Consider the following 16,097-nt stretch of genomic DNA (forward strand, 5'->3'; position numbering starts at 1 on the left):
AACTTATTAGCCATTATTATACAGCAAAAAAGCCACAAACCAAGGCTCCCCTTGATTCGCGGCTTTCTATACTAAGCAGTTTGAAGATTAATCGACTCTTTCCAAATTACCATTGGCATCCATTTTGAAACGCGGCTTCTCTTCTTCCTCTTCCTCAACGAGAAAGGCCATTTTTCTAGCGCGGTCCATGATTTGAATAAGCGCTTTATAATCATCATTTACAACACGATAATCGGTTTCAACTTCATTGACTTGTTTATTCAACTTATTATTTTCTCTGCCAAGTCTATCGAGTTCGTCCTCTTTATCCTGCAGTTCTTTTTCCAACGTTTTGATATGTCGATTCATATCCTGATAGGTACTCCGCCATTGACGCAAGAAACGAATAACGGCATCAATCGATAACGTTTCTTCCGTAAACACTTCATTCTTGCCAGTAGATACATCTGGATTCTCCAATAAACTAATCGAAGAAGATCCGGAAATAGAAACTGGTGCATGCTTTTTCAGCTGCGTCCGTTTCTGACGCTGTGCTTTTGCAATTTGTATAGCTGCTTCATATTTCTTCCGGACAAAGCTGTTCCAACGAAATCCACACGCTGCTGCGGTTCTTCCAATGCGCTCCCCAACTTCTTCAAACGCAGATAGTTGTGTACTTCCTTCTCGGATATGACGCAATGTCAACTCCGCTAAAATTAAGTCGTCTTCATCGCTCCAAGCATCTTGTCTAATAGCCGACATAAGGCCAAACCTCCTAACAAATTATAGGGATCTTTGGTCGGAGAGCAAAGTCTCTCCTTTTCGGGAGCTTCGAATCCTGATCAAATTCTCTCCTACCTGCGGATACATCATAAATAAGAATCAATTAGTCAGACAGGTATCAATTGATTCGTTGCCATTATTACTATTTCTATGCCCGTACTAGAGTTCATAGAATCTATTTGATACTAAATGGTATTGCCAAATTTTTTGACCCTCATACATGGGATTCGTATAAAAAGACATACTACGTCTATATGATGAAATGTTTTCAATTTCGTCACCGTTTGACGGTTTACACCACTAAGATCAAACGGTATAATGTGTTGTAGTTATTGTGCAACGTGGTACGAGAGGGGGATGTAACGAGAATGGATCGCATGTTTCGGGTTCTAGGGTTTTGGACACTTGTTATCGCACTAATGAGCTTAGCTGGCGATATGATACCTATGTCTCTGATTTTCTTTTTTCAAACTGCCGTATTCGTCATTCTAGGCTATATGCGCTTGTCAGAACGTACTTACATATTGCTGTTCTGGGGATATATGATTATCTCCTTCAGCGGATTTACGTATTGGTCATTTTTCAAAATGTCCATCTAACACTGATGACAACAAACAAAAAGGTGAATCGGCATTATGCCGGTTCACCTTTTTTAATAGCAACAAATACTTTAAACAATTCACTCATGCCATCACTTAACAGCAATTGTCGGATCGACCGATTTCTTTTGGACACCTCACTAAATGGATTCGGATCGAAATGATTTTGCAATTTTTCCAATATGCCCTGCTCTACTAAGAACTGACGTTGCGTCTGAAACACGAACGGTTCAAAACCTGCGGAAACCGCCGCCTTGTGACATAAACTGAAATTGACGTGCGCCGTAATATCCTGTTCACCTGGGGCGATAAAAGGATTATCGTGCGCTTCGTGCTTCTGATAGCACATTAATGTCCCTTGATGGCGATGAGAGGCATACAACTCCTCCTCTATATCACCATAATCAATGGCAATTACACACCCGCTTAGCATCCGGTTCGTTAGCCGGACATACCAATCTATTGCTTCTAAATTCATTTCGCTCATCTGTCCATCTTGCCATTGAACTTCTAATGCGTTTAGATAGTCTAATATGCGTCCAGGCTCAAGCGGTGACCAGATCTCTTGCAAATAGGGCTCACGATCCTGCCAGATCACATGCGATTCATGAAAGGCCCGATCCCTGTATTGCAGTCGGTGAACCGGGAAGGCATCCAACAATTCATTCGCTAATACAAACACATGATCACGCGGAGACTCACTTAGCCAACTAGTTTCATCCAAGAAACGAATTCGTTCCACGTGTTCCACAAGCTGATCTTGTTGCAACCCACGATGATAGGCACTCGATTCGATAAGTGTATACGTGATAAGTTGGTATAAGTCGGGATCAACCCGCTTCATTTCATCAAGTAATTGGCGCGCCATTCGCCCGTTGCCTCCACCCCATTCCACGATTTCAATTGCATGAAGGTGATTGGCACGTGTGTGCAACTGTTTAGATATGAAAGCGGCAACCATTTCCCCCATTACGGTACCAATTGAAGAACTTGTATAGAAATCTCCTTGCTTGCCTATCTTTATTCGATCCTTCTGGTAATAACCGACAGTATCTTCGTATAAGCATATTTCCATATAGTCTCGAAAGGATATTCGTTGATCTCGCGTCGAGCCAATACGTTCCTTTAGTATAGCCGCAATGCTAGTTGACCCTAGTTGATTCACGATTGTAAAACCCCCAGTTCTTTACTTACAGACAAATGAATGAGAAACCCTTATAATGATAAAGGATTATGGAAGGAGAGACAGCCCAGCATGACAAAAAAATGGATTACCCTAACAGCGATTACGGCAATTGGCCTAGTCTCATTGACCGCATGTACAGACAATACGCAAGTTAAAGAAGCATTTCAACAATCCGTTAACAAACAATCGGAACTGAAATCGTATACGTTTGATGGAAGCACAGCTCTCGCGATTAGTGATGGCCTCATGAAATCAGCTAACCCACTTACGAACGGGCTGTTATCTTTGATTAGAGAGAGCACGATCACTTGGAAAGGTATTAGCCAAGTAGAGCCCCTACAATATCAATCAGATTTACGTATAACTCCCAAGGGATCTACATCCCCTATCGATATACCAATCCTCATTAAAGATAGCCTATTGTATTTTAATATGCCAGCATTAAATAAGACATCGGATGAGTTCTATACAATTGATTTGACCAAAATGAGCAGTACATCGCCAAGTCCACTTTCGGCTGATACATTAAAGAACACACCTCAAGTCTCTACAGCACTTACGAAATTGGTTTTTGAAGGACTCGATGCGAAATGGTTTAAACAAGCCAAAGACCCCATTAAGCTAGCAGATGGCTCCTCAGCCAAATCGATTCAAGTTGAGCTAACTTCCAAAAATGTAAAAGAAATAAACACTCAATTCCAAGCCAAGTTACCAGAGTTCATTGGAACTCTACAAACCAACGGATTATTAACTGCCGATAAAGCAGATGCACTCAAGAAAAATGGGATGAACAGCATTGCACTTAAAGCACCGAGCAGCATGAAGATCGCAATAGACGATCAAGGATTTATTCGTGATCAAACACTCGATATCACGTTCACAGTGACCCTCGATGGCAAAGCCCTCGACAATCACATTACCCTTCATCAAACCAGTGATGCGATTAATCAAGGCACCCCACTGACAAAGGAAATTCCTGCTAAAGTGAAGAGTTTCGATGATATTCTTAAGCTCTTAACACCTGCCGCAAAAAAATAGGAACAAGGTTAAATACTTACCTTTCCCCAATGGTAAGTATTTTTTTGTGCTTCATTTAATAGAAATATGATAATCTATTCATAGGGGGAGAATACCATCAATGAATTCTAAAAAACTCACAGCCTTGCTGTTATCCATTGTTTTATTCACACAACTTACAATGCCTTATGGCGGTGCTTTGGCCGAGGAAACCAAATCATCACAAGATGAAGCCAAGGAACTGCTTCAGAAAGGGCTCACGATTTTCGAAATCGATAAAGAGGTCGCTCGACTCAATGAGCAGGATTCCAAAATCGGTGAGCAGATCAAACAGAATGAACAAGATATCGTAAAACAAAGCGGTAATGTGGATGCAACTCGCAAGCATGCAGGCAAAGTGCTCCGTGCGTACTATACAGGAGATCGAGACTCCATCTGGATGCTGCTTTTCGCGGCAAACTCTTTCACCGACGTCTTGCGCATGTTCGAATACTTACAGATGATCGTCACAAATGACCATCGCTCCCTAGAGAAGTTTACGGATTCCTTCAAGCAACTCACCAAGTTGCAAACGGAACTCGCAACTGCTAGGACTGATTTACAAGTTACCAAAGATAAATTTCTACAGCAGCGCGAGAGACTCGTTAAACTCCAAGAAGAATTGGACAAACAATTGGCCGTGAATGCCCAAGCACAAGTCATTGCAACGCAGATTAAAAGCTTGAATGATCAATGGAAACAGGAAGGTTTGCCTTTGGCCAGAGATTACTTAGACAATTTATCTATGGCTTTCCGCGAGTTGCCACAATTCTTGATCGGAGATACCAAGTATATTAGCATGACTTCAACTACGCCAATCATCAATCTCACGGATGCCGATTTCAATGCGTATCTTCACTCCAAGAGTGAACTTCTAAAAACGTTAAATTTCGAATTCAATGATGGCTCAATGGTCGCTACTGGTAAAAAAGGTGACTTGCAGATCGCGATACAGGGCAACTTCGTTCTTCTTACGAACGCTGAAAAGTTAAATGAAATACGATTTGTTGTTAATAATCTAGAATTTAATAGCTTTAAGCTGCCCGACACAACCATTGAGGACTTTACGAAGGAATTCTCACTTGGTTTTGTACCAAAAAAAGTAATCAGTTACCTTGATGTGACCAGTGTCGAAACCAAAAAAGGCGTGGCAGTTGTTAAACTTAAATTATCTCTGTAAACTAGTAGGGATAATGAATGTAAAGTGAGGACAACCCACCATGGAATTCAAGATAGGTATAATGATGGATTTACCAGACGGAAAAATACCTGGCTTCTATGCCCAAATCGTCAAAGCACTTGCCGGTAAAGTCCAGCTATTCGATCGTGATAAAGAAATGCTAATTGTCAGCAATGAGGAACAGCAACGTGCTGCGCTTGAAGTGATGAACCACTTTCACATTGAGACATCTATAATGGAACTTCGCCTTCTGGATGAATCGGCCGAATTAACAGACCTATTCAGTGATTACGGGTTCACCAGCCGCGCAGAGCATAACTATGTGTACGATAAAATCGTGATTCCCTTCCGCTTTACTGCGGATAGCTCCCCCGTTGAAGTTGATCAAGCAGCTCTTCAGGTCGAAGAGCACCTTATTGCACAATATAAGGACGCTGAGCACCGCGACGTGTATATTGCTGATCGACAATTCGAGGAGCTGATGCACGGCATCGCCAAAGCCTATCGTGTCAGCATTGAAATCGTACGTTAAATGCAGCAAAAAGCCCACATCAGCTGATGTGGGCTTTTCTTGTTTTAGAGCAAATCGGCTGCCAATTGGGCCAGATGTGACCGTTCACCGCGTTCCAATGTGATATGTCCACTGATACCTTCCTGTTTAAAGCGTTCTACCACATACGTAAGCCCGTTGCTGGAAGCATCGAGGTAAGGATGGTCGATTTGATCAGGATCGCCAAGGAGAACGATTTTACTGCCCTCTCCAACCCGAGATACAATCGTCTTCACTTCGTGTTTCGAGAGGTTCTGTGCTTCATCGATAATAATAAATTGCCCAGGAATGGAGCGTCCACGAATGTACGTTAATGCTTCCACTTGAATACTACCTAGACCGGCAAGTATTTTTTCTATATCACCTGGTTTTTTGGTATCGAAAAGGTATTCCAAATTATCATAGATCGGCTGCATCCATGGGCGCAGCTTTTCATCTTTTTCACCAGGCAGGTAACCGATATCCTTGCCCATCGGAACGACCGGACGAGCAATTAACAGTTTCTTATATTTACGATCATCCTCAATTTTCATGAGCCCCGCAGCTAACGTAAGCAGCGTTTTACCTGTACCCGCTTTCCCAGTTAGGGTGACGAGCGGGATATCGTCATTGAGCAGTAGCTCAAGTGCCATTCGCTGCTGCGCGTTACGCGCGGCGATTCCCCAGATGGGATCATTACTCATGTAAAGCGGCTCAAGCTTTTTGGCATCTGGTGTAACTTTGAGCAATGCGGACTTGGAGGAGCCTAGCTCATCACGAAGAATCACGAATTCATGCGGATGCAGCATATAGCTCAAATTAAGTGATGTCACGGTCAAGAAGCGATACGAATAGAATTCATCAATAATCGAAGGGTGAACAAAGAGTGTGATATAGCCCGTATACATATCGGTTTGGGCGACAATCCGATCTGTTAAGTAATCCTGCGCCGGGATACCCAGTACGTCCGCTTTAATTCGGACCAGTGTATCTTTACTAACAATAACGACAGGTCTTGCCACATCATTCTCTTGTTCTTCCAAATGGTAATTAAGAGCAACCGCTAGAATGCGATTGTCGTTCGTTAATTCCGCAAACGTATCTTGCAGCTTGGCAAAGCTGCGATGATTAAGCTCCACTTTAATGCTGCCGCCATGTCCAAGTGTAATACCATCGGATAAATTGCCTTTCGCTCTTAATCCGTCTAGTAATCTCGAAACATGTCTAGCATTGCGACCGATTTCATCCGCATTTCGTTTCTTAGAATCGATTTCTTCCAACACCACGGCGGGTATGACCACTTCATTATCTTCAAATGCGAATAAAGCATTGGGATCCTGAAGAAGTACATTGGTATCTAACACGTAAATTTTTTTCATTGGTGTGTCCCCTCCCAGATTTGGCGTTAGATCATTGGTTATATTCATACATACAACCTAACTGTACAGGACAAACTAAACGCGAGATTCAAGGAAAGAAGGGAACGATTCTGGTGAGACTAATATACGTATGCGGACTGATACTGATCCTCGCGGTAGGCTGCAGTCAAGCGCCGAAAAGTGGTGCCCCCTCTCAAGATACGAATCAAAATCAAGTAAAAGTTCAACAAATTGCTCCGCAAAAGCTAGAAATCAAAGATTCTAAGGCGGTTGCAGCGCATTTGGAAAACCTAGCATTGGGTATCCCGCAGGTTGAAAGCGCACATTGCGTCGTCTTCGGCAATACAGCTGTTGTCGGCATTAATATTAAGAAGGAGCTTGATCGAGCCAAAGTCGGAACCGTTAAATATTCGGTCGCCGAAGCACTCAAGAAAGATCCTTATGGGGTTAATGCGATCGTAACGGCTGATATGGATTTGGATCAACGCTTACGCAACATCCGGGATAACATTCAAGCAGGAAGACCTATACAAGGCTTTGCAGAACAAATGGCTGATATCGTCGGTCGCGTCATGCCGCAACTGCCACGTGATATCCGAAACGATCCAGACATCGATAACGCAGGTCCGAATGGAGATAGCACCCAGGTACCAGCCCGATAATTGGCTGTAGATGACAAAAAGCCTGACTGCAAACGCAGATCTAGGCTTTTTTTATCGCATCAAAAACTTGGCCGAGTGAAATAAGGGCATCTCGGCTCTCACAAGCTTTCGCATATTGGGCTGGATTCATCATGTGGGCGCTAGCTATCCATTGCATCGGTGCAGCAGTAAGATATTCAGCCATATCGTTTGCGCCTCCTACTAGGTGGTTGAAAACGCTCCTTACACTTACAGTATAGCATAGTGAGTGCCAAGCGTTCCACCATTATGTATCTATTTTCAAATCAACAGGCACTCCTTTATTGCCCAGATATATTTAAGTGTACGTTGATTTGTTAAAGTTATGTCCACGGATGTTCATAGGGTCTGACCGCTACTGATTATTGTAAATCGGATTCGAGTTGATATCATCCAACAGCTTTTCCGCACTCTCCCGGTCGAAACAATGCTTATGATATTCGCCCTCATGATCATAGCCAATCCATATTTTCATCGGATCATCTATGGGGAGAACTTCAAGATTGCTGACCCCGTGATCTTCAACTAAAATAAGAGCAAAGAAATCCAACGTATCCTTCGCCGCTTCATCCTCAGGACGAGCCTGAGATACGATATGCATTTGCAGCCAATTGAAAAAAGCATCCCCTAACTTCATTGAAATCAGCCATCCTCTCTTAGTAGAACAATATCATAACCGGCATGTAACCAATCCATCCATTGTTTGATCCATACTGCATGCTTGCCAAAGCTAACTTCCCGATGTTCATCCATCGCCATTAGAAGTGCCTTGACTTCCAACCTAGTCAACAAACGGTCCATAAAGGCTTCTGCACAGTGCGAAAGATGAAAAGGCTTAGAATCAAAGACAATATCACCTTCACGCATTAAATCTAATTCTACGAAGTCTGAACCACATACCTCTTCTTCATCACTGAGCAGCAGGCTCGATTTGAACATAGGCAGCAAGCGAGGATGTTGATTGCTTGCCAGTTGACGGAACGATTCGAGCTCCGCGTCGGGGAGGCAGCTTATGCGCTCGGCACCTAACACAAGCGGTGAATAACTAAGAATAGGCGTCAACCAAAATCGGGTCATAAGGCATGAACTCCTTACTCGTTAAGTCGGCCTTTTGCCGGTTCTTTTTTCAATAAAATAACGAATTCTCACCATGAACATCAAAGAAATCGCTACAGCCAAGCAAAGTACAATTGGCAAGCCTACAATTTGGAATACGAGCAGCATTACCGAACCGATTGCTAACAACACATAGATTAGAGCTGTTTTAAGCACAGGCAGCTTACGGGTACGAAATACTTTATTGTACACATAGGACATGAAAATAAAGATTAAAAGATACGTTATAAAGAGGTGATCGGCAAACCATTCATTCAGGGCAGTCAACGAATATACACTCCATTTCATTAATAGGTTCAGTCATCCAAGGTAAGTCATTCTTCATTATCCCTTAAAACGACAATAAAATAAAGGGAAATGCGGCTAGAAAGCCCACATTTCCCTTTATTCGAATACTTTGTGAATTAAACGTTAGCTTCCGCTGTTTTGCGGTGCTTCTCAGCACGCTCGCGCTCGCTCTTGTTTAAAATCTTTTTACGAATACGAACCGATTTCGGTGTAATTTCACAATACTCATCATCGTTCAAGTACTCAAGCGCTTGCTCCAAAGAGTACGAGCGAGGTGTTTTCATTTTCACGGTTTCTTCTTTGTTCGCAGAACGGATGTTGTTTACTGCTTTTTCTTTGCATATGTTAACGATGATGTCATTGTCACGCGTGTGCTCACCAACAACCATACCTTCGTAAACTTCTGTTTGTGGATGTACGAACAAGATACCGCGATCTTCAACGGAAAGAATTCCGTAAAGTGTGGATACACCGGATTCGCTGGATACAAGTACGCCTTCATGACGTCCGCCAACGCCAGCTCCTTGGTAAGGGCCATAGCTGTCAAATGCATGGTTCATAATTCCGTAACCACGCGTTAATGTCAAGAAGTTCGTTCTGTAACCGATCAAACCACGTGCAGGAATCTTGAACTCTAGACGAACGTTGCCGCTACCGTTGTTAATCATGTTGACCATTTCGGCTTTACGGGAACCTAGGCTCTCCATAACGGAACCCATGCTATCTTCTGGAACGTCGATGATTAAATGCTCAATCGGCTCCATTTTTTGTCCGTCGATTTGACGAATGATAACTTCTGGTTTGGAAACTTGCAATTCAAAGCCTTCACGGCGCATGTTCTCGATCAAAATACCTAAGTGAAGCTCACCGCGGCCAGATACGATAAAGGCATCCGGGCTGTCTGTATCTTCAACACGAAGAGAAACGTCTGTTTCAAGCTCTTTGTATAGACGCTCACGGATTTTACGGGAAGTAACCCATTTACCTTCACGACCTGCGAATGGCGAGTTGTTCACGATAAATGTCATTTGAAGCGTTGGCTCATCGATTTTCAAAACTGGCAAAGCTTCTGGGTTCGTAGGATCAGCTACTGTTTCACCAATGTTAATATCTTTGATACCTGCTATGGCAATAATGTCCCCTGCAGCTGCTTCTTCAATTTCAATACGTTTCAAACCACTAAACCCGAAAAGTTTCTCGATTCTAGCTTGTTTTTGTCCGCCTTCACGTGTCATAACTGCAACAGTTTGTCCTTGACGGATTTTACCACGGTTCACACGGCCTACACCGATACGACCCAAGTACTCATTGTAATCCATCAATGTAACTAAGAATTGAAGCGGTTGTTCCACATCTTCCGTTGGAGCTGGGATATGTTGGACTACTGTCTCATAAATTGCTTCCATGTTATCATCTTGTTTCTCTGGATCAAGACTTGAAGTACCTTGCAATGCGGAAGCATAAACAACGTGGAAATCAAGTTGCTCGTCAGTAGCACCAAGTTCAATGAACAAGTCTAGAACTTCGTCAACAACTTCTTGTGGACGAGCATTCGGACGGTCAATTTTGTTTACAACGACTACTGGAGATAAGTTGCTCTCAAGTGCTTTACGTAGAACGAATTTCGTTTGTGGCATTGTGCCTTCGAAAGCATCTACAACCAACAATACACCGTCTACCATTTTCATGATACGTTCAACTTCTCCACCGAAGTCAGCATGTCCTGGTGTATCTACAATGTTAATCAAGTAATCTTTATAGTTAATCGCCGTATTTTTGGCAAGGATGGTAATACCGCGTTCTCTTTCTAGATCATTGGAGTCCATCGCTCTTTCTTGAATAGCTTCGTTATCGCGGAATGTTCCGGATTGTTGAAGCAATTTATCTACGAGTGTTGTTTTACCGTGGTCAACGTGTGCGATAATAGCAATATTGCGAATCTTGTCTCTTGCATGCATGAATGTCAAACCCTCTCTACCCTATAATTTTCGTCTCTGTTCATAAAACAAGCGTCGGACATAAGCGCCGACGCTTGACATTTACCCTTAGTATACGCAGTTTCTCGACATTATGCAAGACAAAAGGCACACTTAACAAAACTTTTAACTGGAAAGAAGTAAGATCACCATAGTCTTCGCTTTCGGAAAATCATGGAAAGTCCAACAACCACAAGGATCAAAGCGATTACATAAATCCCTAATTTGACTAGCAAAGTCAAAGCAAAAAGCGTTGCTGAAATAATGCCTAACACCATAGCAGCAATCCAAATCCCTCGATCACTCCCCCGATCAAACAAGTGAAGCTCGTACAAACCAATAGCAGGACCTAGAATGAAGCCGGGCCAAATATAAGACATGGAGCCCCATCCAAATAAGTTACAGAAGAAAAACATAAGTGCGTATAAGGTTAAAATGCCACCAGGAACGAGTACGCCAGCTGGTAAACGACGATTAAAATACAACAAATGAAAGAGGAGCCCAGGCACGAGTAAGACAAGCGGCCAAAAGAAGGAGATCAGCAACTGGAAGACTCCTAATTTGCCTAGCAGCAATAAGACAGCCAAGCCAATAAATACAAGACCAATGGAGTAGCTATTTCTAGCGATACGAACCCCTCCTAAAGTGAAAAATATTAAATAGGTTGAAAGCGGTCAATACATCGACACCCTTCAACAAATATTTTAGCTTACATGACATGGAATTGCTAGGTGTTTCTCGTTGGCGTTCTTTGCGTTCAATTCCAATTGACGGGGTATACTAAAGCTCGCGCAGACCCTTTGCCTTGACAATGGTCGTCTGATGTTCGACTGGGGAGGTATCATGAAACGAACTATTACGAGCAATAAATCTGTACGAAAACCACTTTGGACCAAAGCCTTTCTGATTACATCACTCGCAAATTTACTGCTTTTTTTCAGCTTTCAAATGCTCATTCCTACGATACCAACTCATCTTTCACAATTAGGCGGGGACAACGTTCAGGTTGGGCTTGTTATTGGGATCTTCACTATTTCCTCCCTTCTAACACGACCATTCGCAGGTAGAGCATTAGATCTTTTAGGCAGAAAACATGTTCTGTTAGTTGGATTAGCGATCTGCGCTCTTACGATTGCTGGTTATTCTTATATCGCTGCAGTTACACTTATTCTAGCGGCACGCTTTGTTCATGGGATCGGCTGGGGACTGTCGACGACATCACTCGGAACCGTCATTGCAGATATCATCCCTCCGGAACGCCGCGGCGAGGGAATGGGCTATTATGGGTTATCCAACACCTTGGCCATGGCAGTCGGTCCCTTAACGGGTTTATGGGTTATGCAGTCATTTAGCTTTTCTTATGTGCTTTTAATCTCAACCATTCTTGCTATTTTATCGCTGTTTAGCTCGCTTTTCATTACATATCCGAAACCGCTTCTACCTGAGAAACCTCATCTCCAACCACGCTTTGTAGATCGCCTATGGGAACAAAGTGCCCTCCTTCCTTCCGTCTTGCTCCTATGCAGCGCGATATGTTACGGAGGAATTGTAACCTTCATTACTTTATTTGGGTTAGAAGCAGGCATCCCCAATGTGGGTTTATTCTTTTTATGCAATGCAAGTATGGTACTACTTGTAAGGCCCCTCACCGGTGTACTATTTGATCGCAAAGGGCCAGAGTGGGTTCTGCTCCCTGGGGCAGTATTCACGATTATAGGCCTCGTATTGCTTTCGTTTGCGCACTCCAATACTAACCTCGCTATTGCAGCCTTATGTTATGGCGTTGGATTTGGCTCCATTCAACCCGCGTTGCAGGCGTGGACGATTCAACGTTCCTCCCCTGAACGGAGAGGCGCAGCCAATGGAACTTTCTTCTCTGCCAACGATTTAGGCATAGGCTTAGGAGCTATGGCGCTAGGGGCACTAGCTAACTGGAGTGGCAGTTACGCCATGATGTATCGATATTCCACAGCATTAATAGTTCTATTCCTCTTGATCTATGGCTGGTCTATATGGACTTTCACATGGCACAAAAAAACAGCACACTGACCTAGGGTCAGCGTGCTAAGCAATCATTCATTCCGTGTTTTGAGTTGAAACATACGAACCCCCTTGGCGATGACACCAGAAGCAATTACGACTACAGTCGCCATAATGGGGATCCAAATATGTAAAAACTCATAATCATGCAACAGCCAGTCAATCATTTTCTCATCTTTTACAAACATTTCCCCTGCGGTATAACCAAGTATCCCCGCTCCGATAAAAACTAGAATCGGGTATTTCTGTAATAAATTCATTACGAGTGTACTTCCCCAAATAATAATCGGAATACTTAGTCCAATACCTAGAATAATGACCGTGTTATTGCCATTTCCTTTGGCTGCAATAGCCAATACATTGTCCAAACTCATCACGAAATCTGCGACAATAATCGTCCAAATCGCTTTGCCAAGCGTTGAAGCTTCTTTGACATTCGAATGCCCATCTTCATCCGTAAGCAGCTTTATTGCAATCCATAACAGCAAGATAGAGCCGCCAGCTTGAATAAATGGAATAGAAAGCAGACTCACGGCTACAAGTGTCAGTATTAAGCGCAAGGCGATAGCACCGAACGCCCCCCACCATATCGCAAGCTTTCGCTGCTCCAGTGGGAGATTTTTGCTAGCTAAGGCGATGACAACAGCATTATCACCGCTTAGAACGATGTTAATTAACATAATTTGGAGAAATAATAAAAGCGCATCAATCATAGCTTCACGACCTCCTGACGAACACGGAGAGCAAATGATTGGAACGGTTGCGATCACAGCGGCATCGAGGAGTTAGAATAAATGGGCGTTAGTTTCCTGTTTCAATTGTCCATGTACGACTTCAATAGTTTCCGTTTCTAGAACAGCTTTATCAATAAGCTCATTTAAGAATGTCATACTGTCTTCTAGCTTCTCCACAAGACGTAAGTTGGGATTCGTACTTGGCGATGGCGGAAGAAATAAGGAACAGCAATCTTCATAGGGTAAAATCGAAATGGGAAAAGTTCCAATCGATTCAGCAATTCCGATAATTTCTTGCTTGTCCATCATCATCAACGGTTGTAAGAGCGGCATCGTAACCACATGACCAATCGCATGTAAACTCGGTAGCGTTTGACTTGCCACTTGCCCTAAACTCTCACCTGTAACAAGAGCTCCAAGTCCTTCCCGCTGCGCTATCCGCTCTGCAATTCGATACATGGCTCGCCTTATGAGAGTTACCAGCAAGTTATCTTGATACGCACGGTGAATAGAAGTTTGAACCTCTGTGAAGGACACCATATGCAGCTTTAAAGAGTCCGTGTAGCCTGCCAACTGATGGGCAAGTTCGATCACCTTATCCTTGGCTCGCTCGCTTGTATAGGGGTAACTATGGAAATGAATAGCCTCCATCGTCAACCCTTTTCTCATCGCTAACCAACCTGCAACAGGGCTATCAATACCTCCGGACAACATGAGCAGCGCTTTGCCACTTGTACCCGATGGAAATCCCCCTGCCCCTTCAATGACTTCAACATATAAAAGCACTTTATCTTCTCGGATTTCTACTCGCAATTCAACCTCGGGATTTCGAACATCGACTTGTAGTCCGGGGATCGCTTGAAGCACATAGCCACCAACTAAGTAATTCATCTGCTGAGAGTCATGTGGAAATGCTTTATTGACTCTGCGAACTGTCACCTTAAATGTCTTCGGTTGCTTAGGTAATGCCTGCATCATCCCCAGCGCTGTCTCTTGAATAGCCATTAGTTCTAACGGCGCATGGTAAGCTGGACTGAAAGATGCAAGTCCAAAAACACGCTGTAAGGAAGCAGAAGCCTGTTCGTAAGCGGCACCCCCTAGCTCCACATATACGCGTCCAAACTCAGGAATATACCTAACCTCAGGAAAAGAACTCAAAACTTTACGAATTTGAATCATAACACTTCGTTCAAATCGTTTCCGATTCTTACCTTTCAACATCATTTCGCCAAAACGCAATATTAAACAATCCGGTTTCAATTTCGCTTCCCCCTATGAATGACAGATGGATTTCTCATGGGAGCAAGCTCCTTGACCACCTCATGTAATGAGCGCAGGAATAGCGCGATATCTTGCTCTTGATGTTCATCAGAATAACTTATCCGCAAGCCGCTAGCCGCTACTTCCCGCGGATATCCCAGTGCCAGCATGACCTCACTAGGCTCCGATTCGCCAGATGAACATGCGGACTTCGTTGAGATGTAGACTTCCCTCTGCTCTAAGGCGTGCACGACGACCTCTGCTTTCATGCCTGCAAATGCAAAATGAACAATATGCGGGGCCATCTCGTGTTCTAGTACCGAACCTGAAATCGATAGCTCAGGTATGGCCGCGATACCGGCCAGCAATTGCCTCCGTAACGTATGCTTACGACTTATTTTGGATGTAAGATTATCCATGCTGATTCGGAGTGCTTTGGCCATCCCCACAATCAAAGGGACATTCTCCGTACCTGAACGAACACCATATTCTTGCCCCCCTCCTGCAAGCAGTGGTTTGAGCTGAATACCCGTTCTCTTATACAGGAATCCTGCACCTTTCGGCCCTCGAAATTTATGTGCAGAAGCACTGCATAAATCGATTCCCCACGACTTCGGATCTAGAGGAAGCTTAGCAATACCTTGTACGGCGTCTACATGAAATATGATTTTCGGAAAATCTGCAAGATATTGACCTATAGCTTGAATCGGTTGAATTGTGCCGATTTCATTATTCACATACATAACGCTAACAAGGATCGTATCCTCGCAAATAACAGCTTGAAGATCTTCCAATTGTACGCACCCAGACTTAGTAACAGGCAGATAGGTAACGCGATACCCCTCCTGCTCAAGACCTGCAAATACTTCCTTAACGGATGGATGCTCAATCTGGGTAGTAATGAGATGATTACCTCTGTGCCGATAATGGTAGGCTACGCCTTTAATCGCTAAGTTATTACTCTCCGTGCCCCCAGAAGTACAGATGATTTCACTGGCTGTTACTTTTAAAGAGGATGCAATAACGCCTTTCGCGCTCTGCAGCAACTTCTCCGCTTCTACACCAAGCCGATGAATCGAGGATGGATTTCCATAATGGGATTTCATTACTTCCGTGATTGTTTCTATGACTTCTTCATATAACGGCGACGTCGCCGCGTAATCCATATAAAGCATGGTTTGCAGATTCCCCTTTATCCCCCTACTTACTTGTTATTCGGGATGCTTTCCCTATTAAAACTTATATCCTTAGAGAACTCAAGTAAGCGGCCACAATGCGAAAAGCCGATCTCCGCATCTCACATGCGAAAACC

The 16,097-nt window shown here is 43.5% G+C and carries 18 protein-coding genes; 6 read left to right on the top strand and 12 right to left on the bottom strand.

What is annotated here, in order from left to right; translation table 11 throughout:
* Window positions 1-87: 87 nt before the first annotated feature.
* Window positions 88-741, bottom strand: a complete 654-nt coding sequence (locus tag A8708_RS32130) for an RsfA family transcriptional regulator (protein WP_068670729.1) — start codon at window positions 739-741, stop codon at window positions 88-90.
* 389 nt (window positions 742-1,130) lie between these two features.
* On the opposite strand from A8708_RS32130, the gene A8708_RS32135 reads away from it, so the two are divergent.
* A complete protein-coding gene (locus A8708_RS32135) occupies window positions 1,131-1,361 on the top strand; it encodes a DUF2626 domain-containing protein (protein ID WP_028558057.1) in 231 nt (76 codons plus the stop codon).
* A gap of 34 nt (window positions 1,362-1,395) precedes the next feature.
* Here A8708_RS32135 and A8708_RS32140 read toward each other — a convergent pair whose 3' ends face one another.
* Window positions 1,396-2,526 (bottom strand): class I SAM-dependent methyltransferase, encoded by a 1,131-nt coding sequence (locus tag A8708_RS32140; RefSeq protein WP_082927943.1) that lies wholly within the window; start codon window positions 2,524-2,526, stop codon window positions 1,396-1,398.
* 90 nt (window positions 2,527-2,616) lie between these two features.
* Between A8708_RS32140 and A8708_RS32145 the strand changes: the two genes are divergently transcribed.
* The 3 genes from A8708_RS32145 to A8708_RS32155 all read left to right on the top strand — a co-directional run bounded on the left by A8708_RS32145 (window position 2,617) and on the right by A8708_RS32155 (window position 5,315).
* Window positions 2,617-3,585, top strand: a complete 969-nt coding sequence (locus A8708_RS32145) for a hypothetical protein (RefSeq protein WP_068670732.1) — start codon at window positions 2,617-2,619, stop codon at window positions 3,583-3,585.
* A 100-nt stretch (window positions 3,586-3,685) separates the two neighbouring features.
* A complete protein-coding gene (locus tag A8708_RS32150; RefSeq protein WP_068670734.1) occupies window positions 3,686-4,783 on the top strand; it encodes a murein hydrolase activator EnvC family protein in 1,098 nt (365 codons plus the stop codon).
* A 40-nt stretch (window positions 4,784-4,823) separates the two neighbouring features.
* Window positions 4,824-5,315, top strand: coding sequence for a hypothetical protein (locus A8708_RS32155; protein ID WP_068670736.1), 492 nt, complete (start codon window positions 4,824-4,826; stop codon window positions 5,313-5,315).
* A gap of 44 nt (window positions 5,316-5,359) precedes the next feature.
* On the opposite strand, the gene A8708_RS32160 is transcribed toward A8708_RS32155, so the two are convergent.
* On the bottom strand, window positions 5,360-6,691 hold the full coding sequence (locus A8708_RS32160) for a PhoH family protein (protein ID WP_056609685.1): 1,332 nt from the start codon (window positions 6,689-6,691) through the stop codon (window positions 5,360-5,362).
* 113 nt (window positions 6,692-6,804) lie between these two features.
* Between A8708_RS32160 and A8708_RS32165 the strand changes: the two genes are divergently transcribed.
* On the top strand, window positions 6,805-7,353 hold the full coding sequence (locus A8708_RS32165; protein ID WP_068670738.1) for a YhcN/YlaJ family sporulation lipoprotein: 549 nt from the start codon (window positions 6,805-6,807) through the stop codon (window positions 7,351-7,353).
* 40 nt (window positions 7,354-7,393) lie between these two features.
* On the opposite strand, the gene A8708_RS35710 is transcribed toward A8708_RS32165, so the two are convergent.
* The 6 genes from A8708_RS35710 to A8708_RS32190 form a co-directional block, all read right to left on the bottom strand.
* Window positions 7,394-7,537: a hypothetical protein gene (locus A8708_RS35710; protein ID WP_157265149.1), complete on the bottom strand. Its 144-nt coding sequence runs from the start codon at window positions 7,535-7,537 to the stop codon at window positions 7,394-7,396.
* Window positions 7,538-7,726: 189 nt separating this feature from the next.
* Window positions 7,727-8,008 (bottom strand): hypothetical protein, encoded by a 282-nt coding sequence (locus A8708_RS32170; RefSeq protein ID WP_068670739.1) that lies wholly within the window; start codon window positions 8,006-8,008, stop codon window positions 7,727-7,729.
* 5 nt (window positions 8,009-8,013) lie between these two features.
* The gene (locus A8708_RS32175; RefSeq protein ID WP_068670740.1) at window positions 8,014-8,448 is read right to left on the bottom strand and encodes a hypothetical protein; all 435 of its coding nucleotides are present in this window, start codon (window positions 8,446-8,448) and stop codon (window positions 8,014-8,016) included.
* Window positions 8,449-8,469: 21 nt separating this feature from the next.
* Complete coding sequence (locus A8708_RS32180) at window positions 8,470-8,745, bottom strand: YlaH-like family protein (protein ID WP_068671052.1); 276 nt, start codon at window positions 8,743-8,745, stop codon at window positions 8,470-8,472.
* A gap of 146 nt (window positions 8,746-8,891) precedes the next feature.
* The gene (gene typA / locus A8708_RS32185; RefSeq protein WP_068670741.1) at window positions 8,892-10,733 is read right to left on the bottom strand and encodes a translational GTPase TypA; all 1,842 of its coding nucleotides are present in this window, start codon (window positions 10,731-10,733) and stop codon (window positions 8,892-8,894) included.
* A gap of 164 nt (window positions 10,734-10,897) precedes the next feature.
* Entirely contained in the window at window positions 10,898-11,338 is a 441-nt protein-coding gene (locus tag A8708_RS32190; protein ID WP_239696917.1) for a hypothetical protein, read from the bottom strand.
* Window positions 11,339-11,594: 256 nt separating this feature from the next.
* On the opposite strand from A8708_RS32190, the gene A8708_RS32195 reads away from it, so the two are divergent.
* Entirely contained in the window at window positions 11,595-12,800 is a 1,206-nt protein-coding gene (locus tag A8708_RS32195) for an MFS transporter (RefSeq protein WP_068670745.1), read from the top strand.
* Window positions 12,801-12,823: 23 nt separating this feature from the next.
* On the opposite strand, the gene A8708_RS32200 is transcribed toward A8708_RS32195, so the two are convergent.
* The 3 genes from A8708_RS32200 to A8708_RS32210 all read right to left on the bottom strand — a co-directional run bounded on the left by A8708_RS32200 (window position 12,824) and on the right by A8708_RS32210 (window position 15,960).
* Complete coding sequence (locus tag A8708_RS32200) at window positions 12,824-13,504, bottom strand: TerC family protein (RefSeq protein WP_068670747.1); 681 nt, start codon at window positions 13,502-13,504, stop codon at window positions 12,824-12,826.
* A 72-nt stretch (window positions 13,505-13,576) separates the two neighbouring features.
* On the bottom strand, window positions 13,577-14,785 hold the full coding sequence (thiI, locus tag A8708_RS32205; protein ID WP_082927944.1) for a tRNA uracil 4-sulfurtransferase ThiI: 1,209 nt from the start codon (window positions 14,783-14,785) through the stop codon (window positions 13,577-13,579).
* A complete protein-coding gene (locus A8708_RS32210) occupies window positions 14,782-15,960 on the bottom strand; it encodes a cysteine desulfurase family protein (RefSeq protein ID WP_068670748.1) in 1,179 nt (392 codons plus the stop codon). The genes thiI and A8708_RS32210 overlap by 4 nt, the downstream gene beginning before the upstream one ends.
* Window positions 15,961-16,097 lie beyond the last annotated feature (137 nt).

Source organism: Paenibacillus oryzisoli, from assembly GCF_001653565.1.
GTDB lineage: Bacteria > Bacillota > Bacilli > Paenibacillales > NBRC-103111 > Paenibacillus_E > Paenibacillus_E oryzisoli.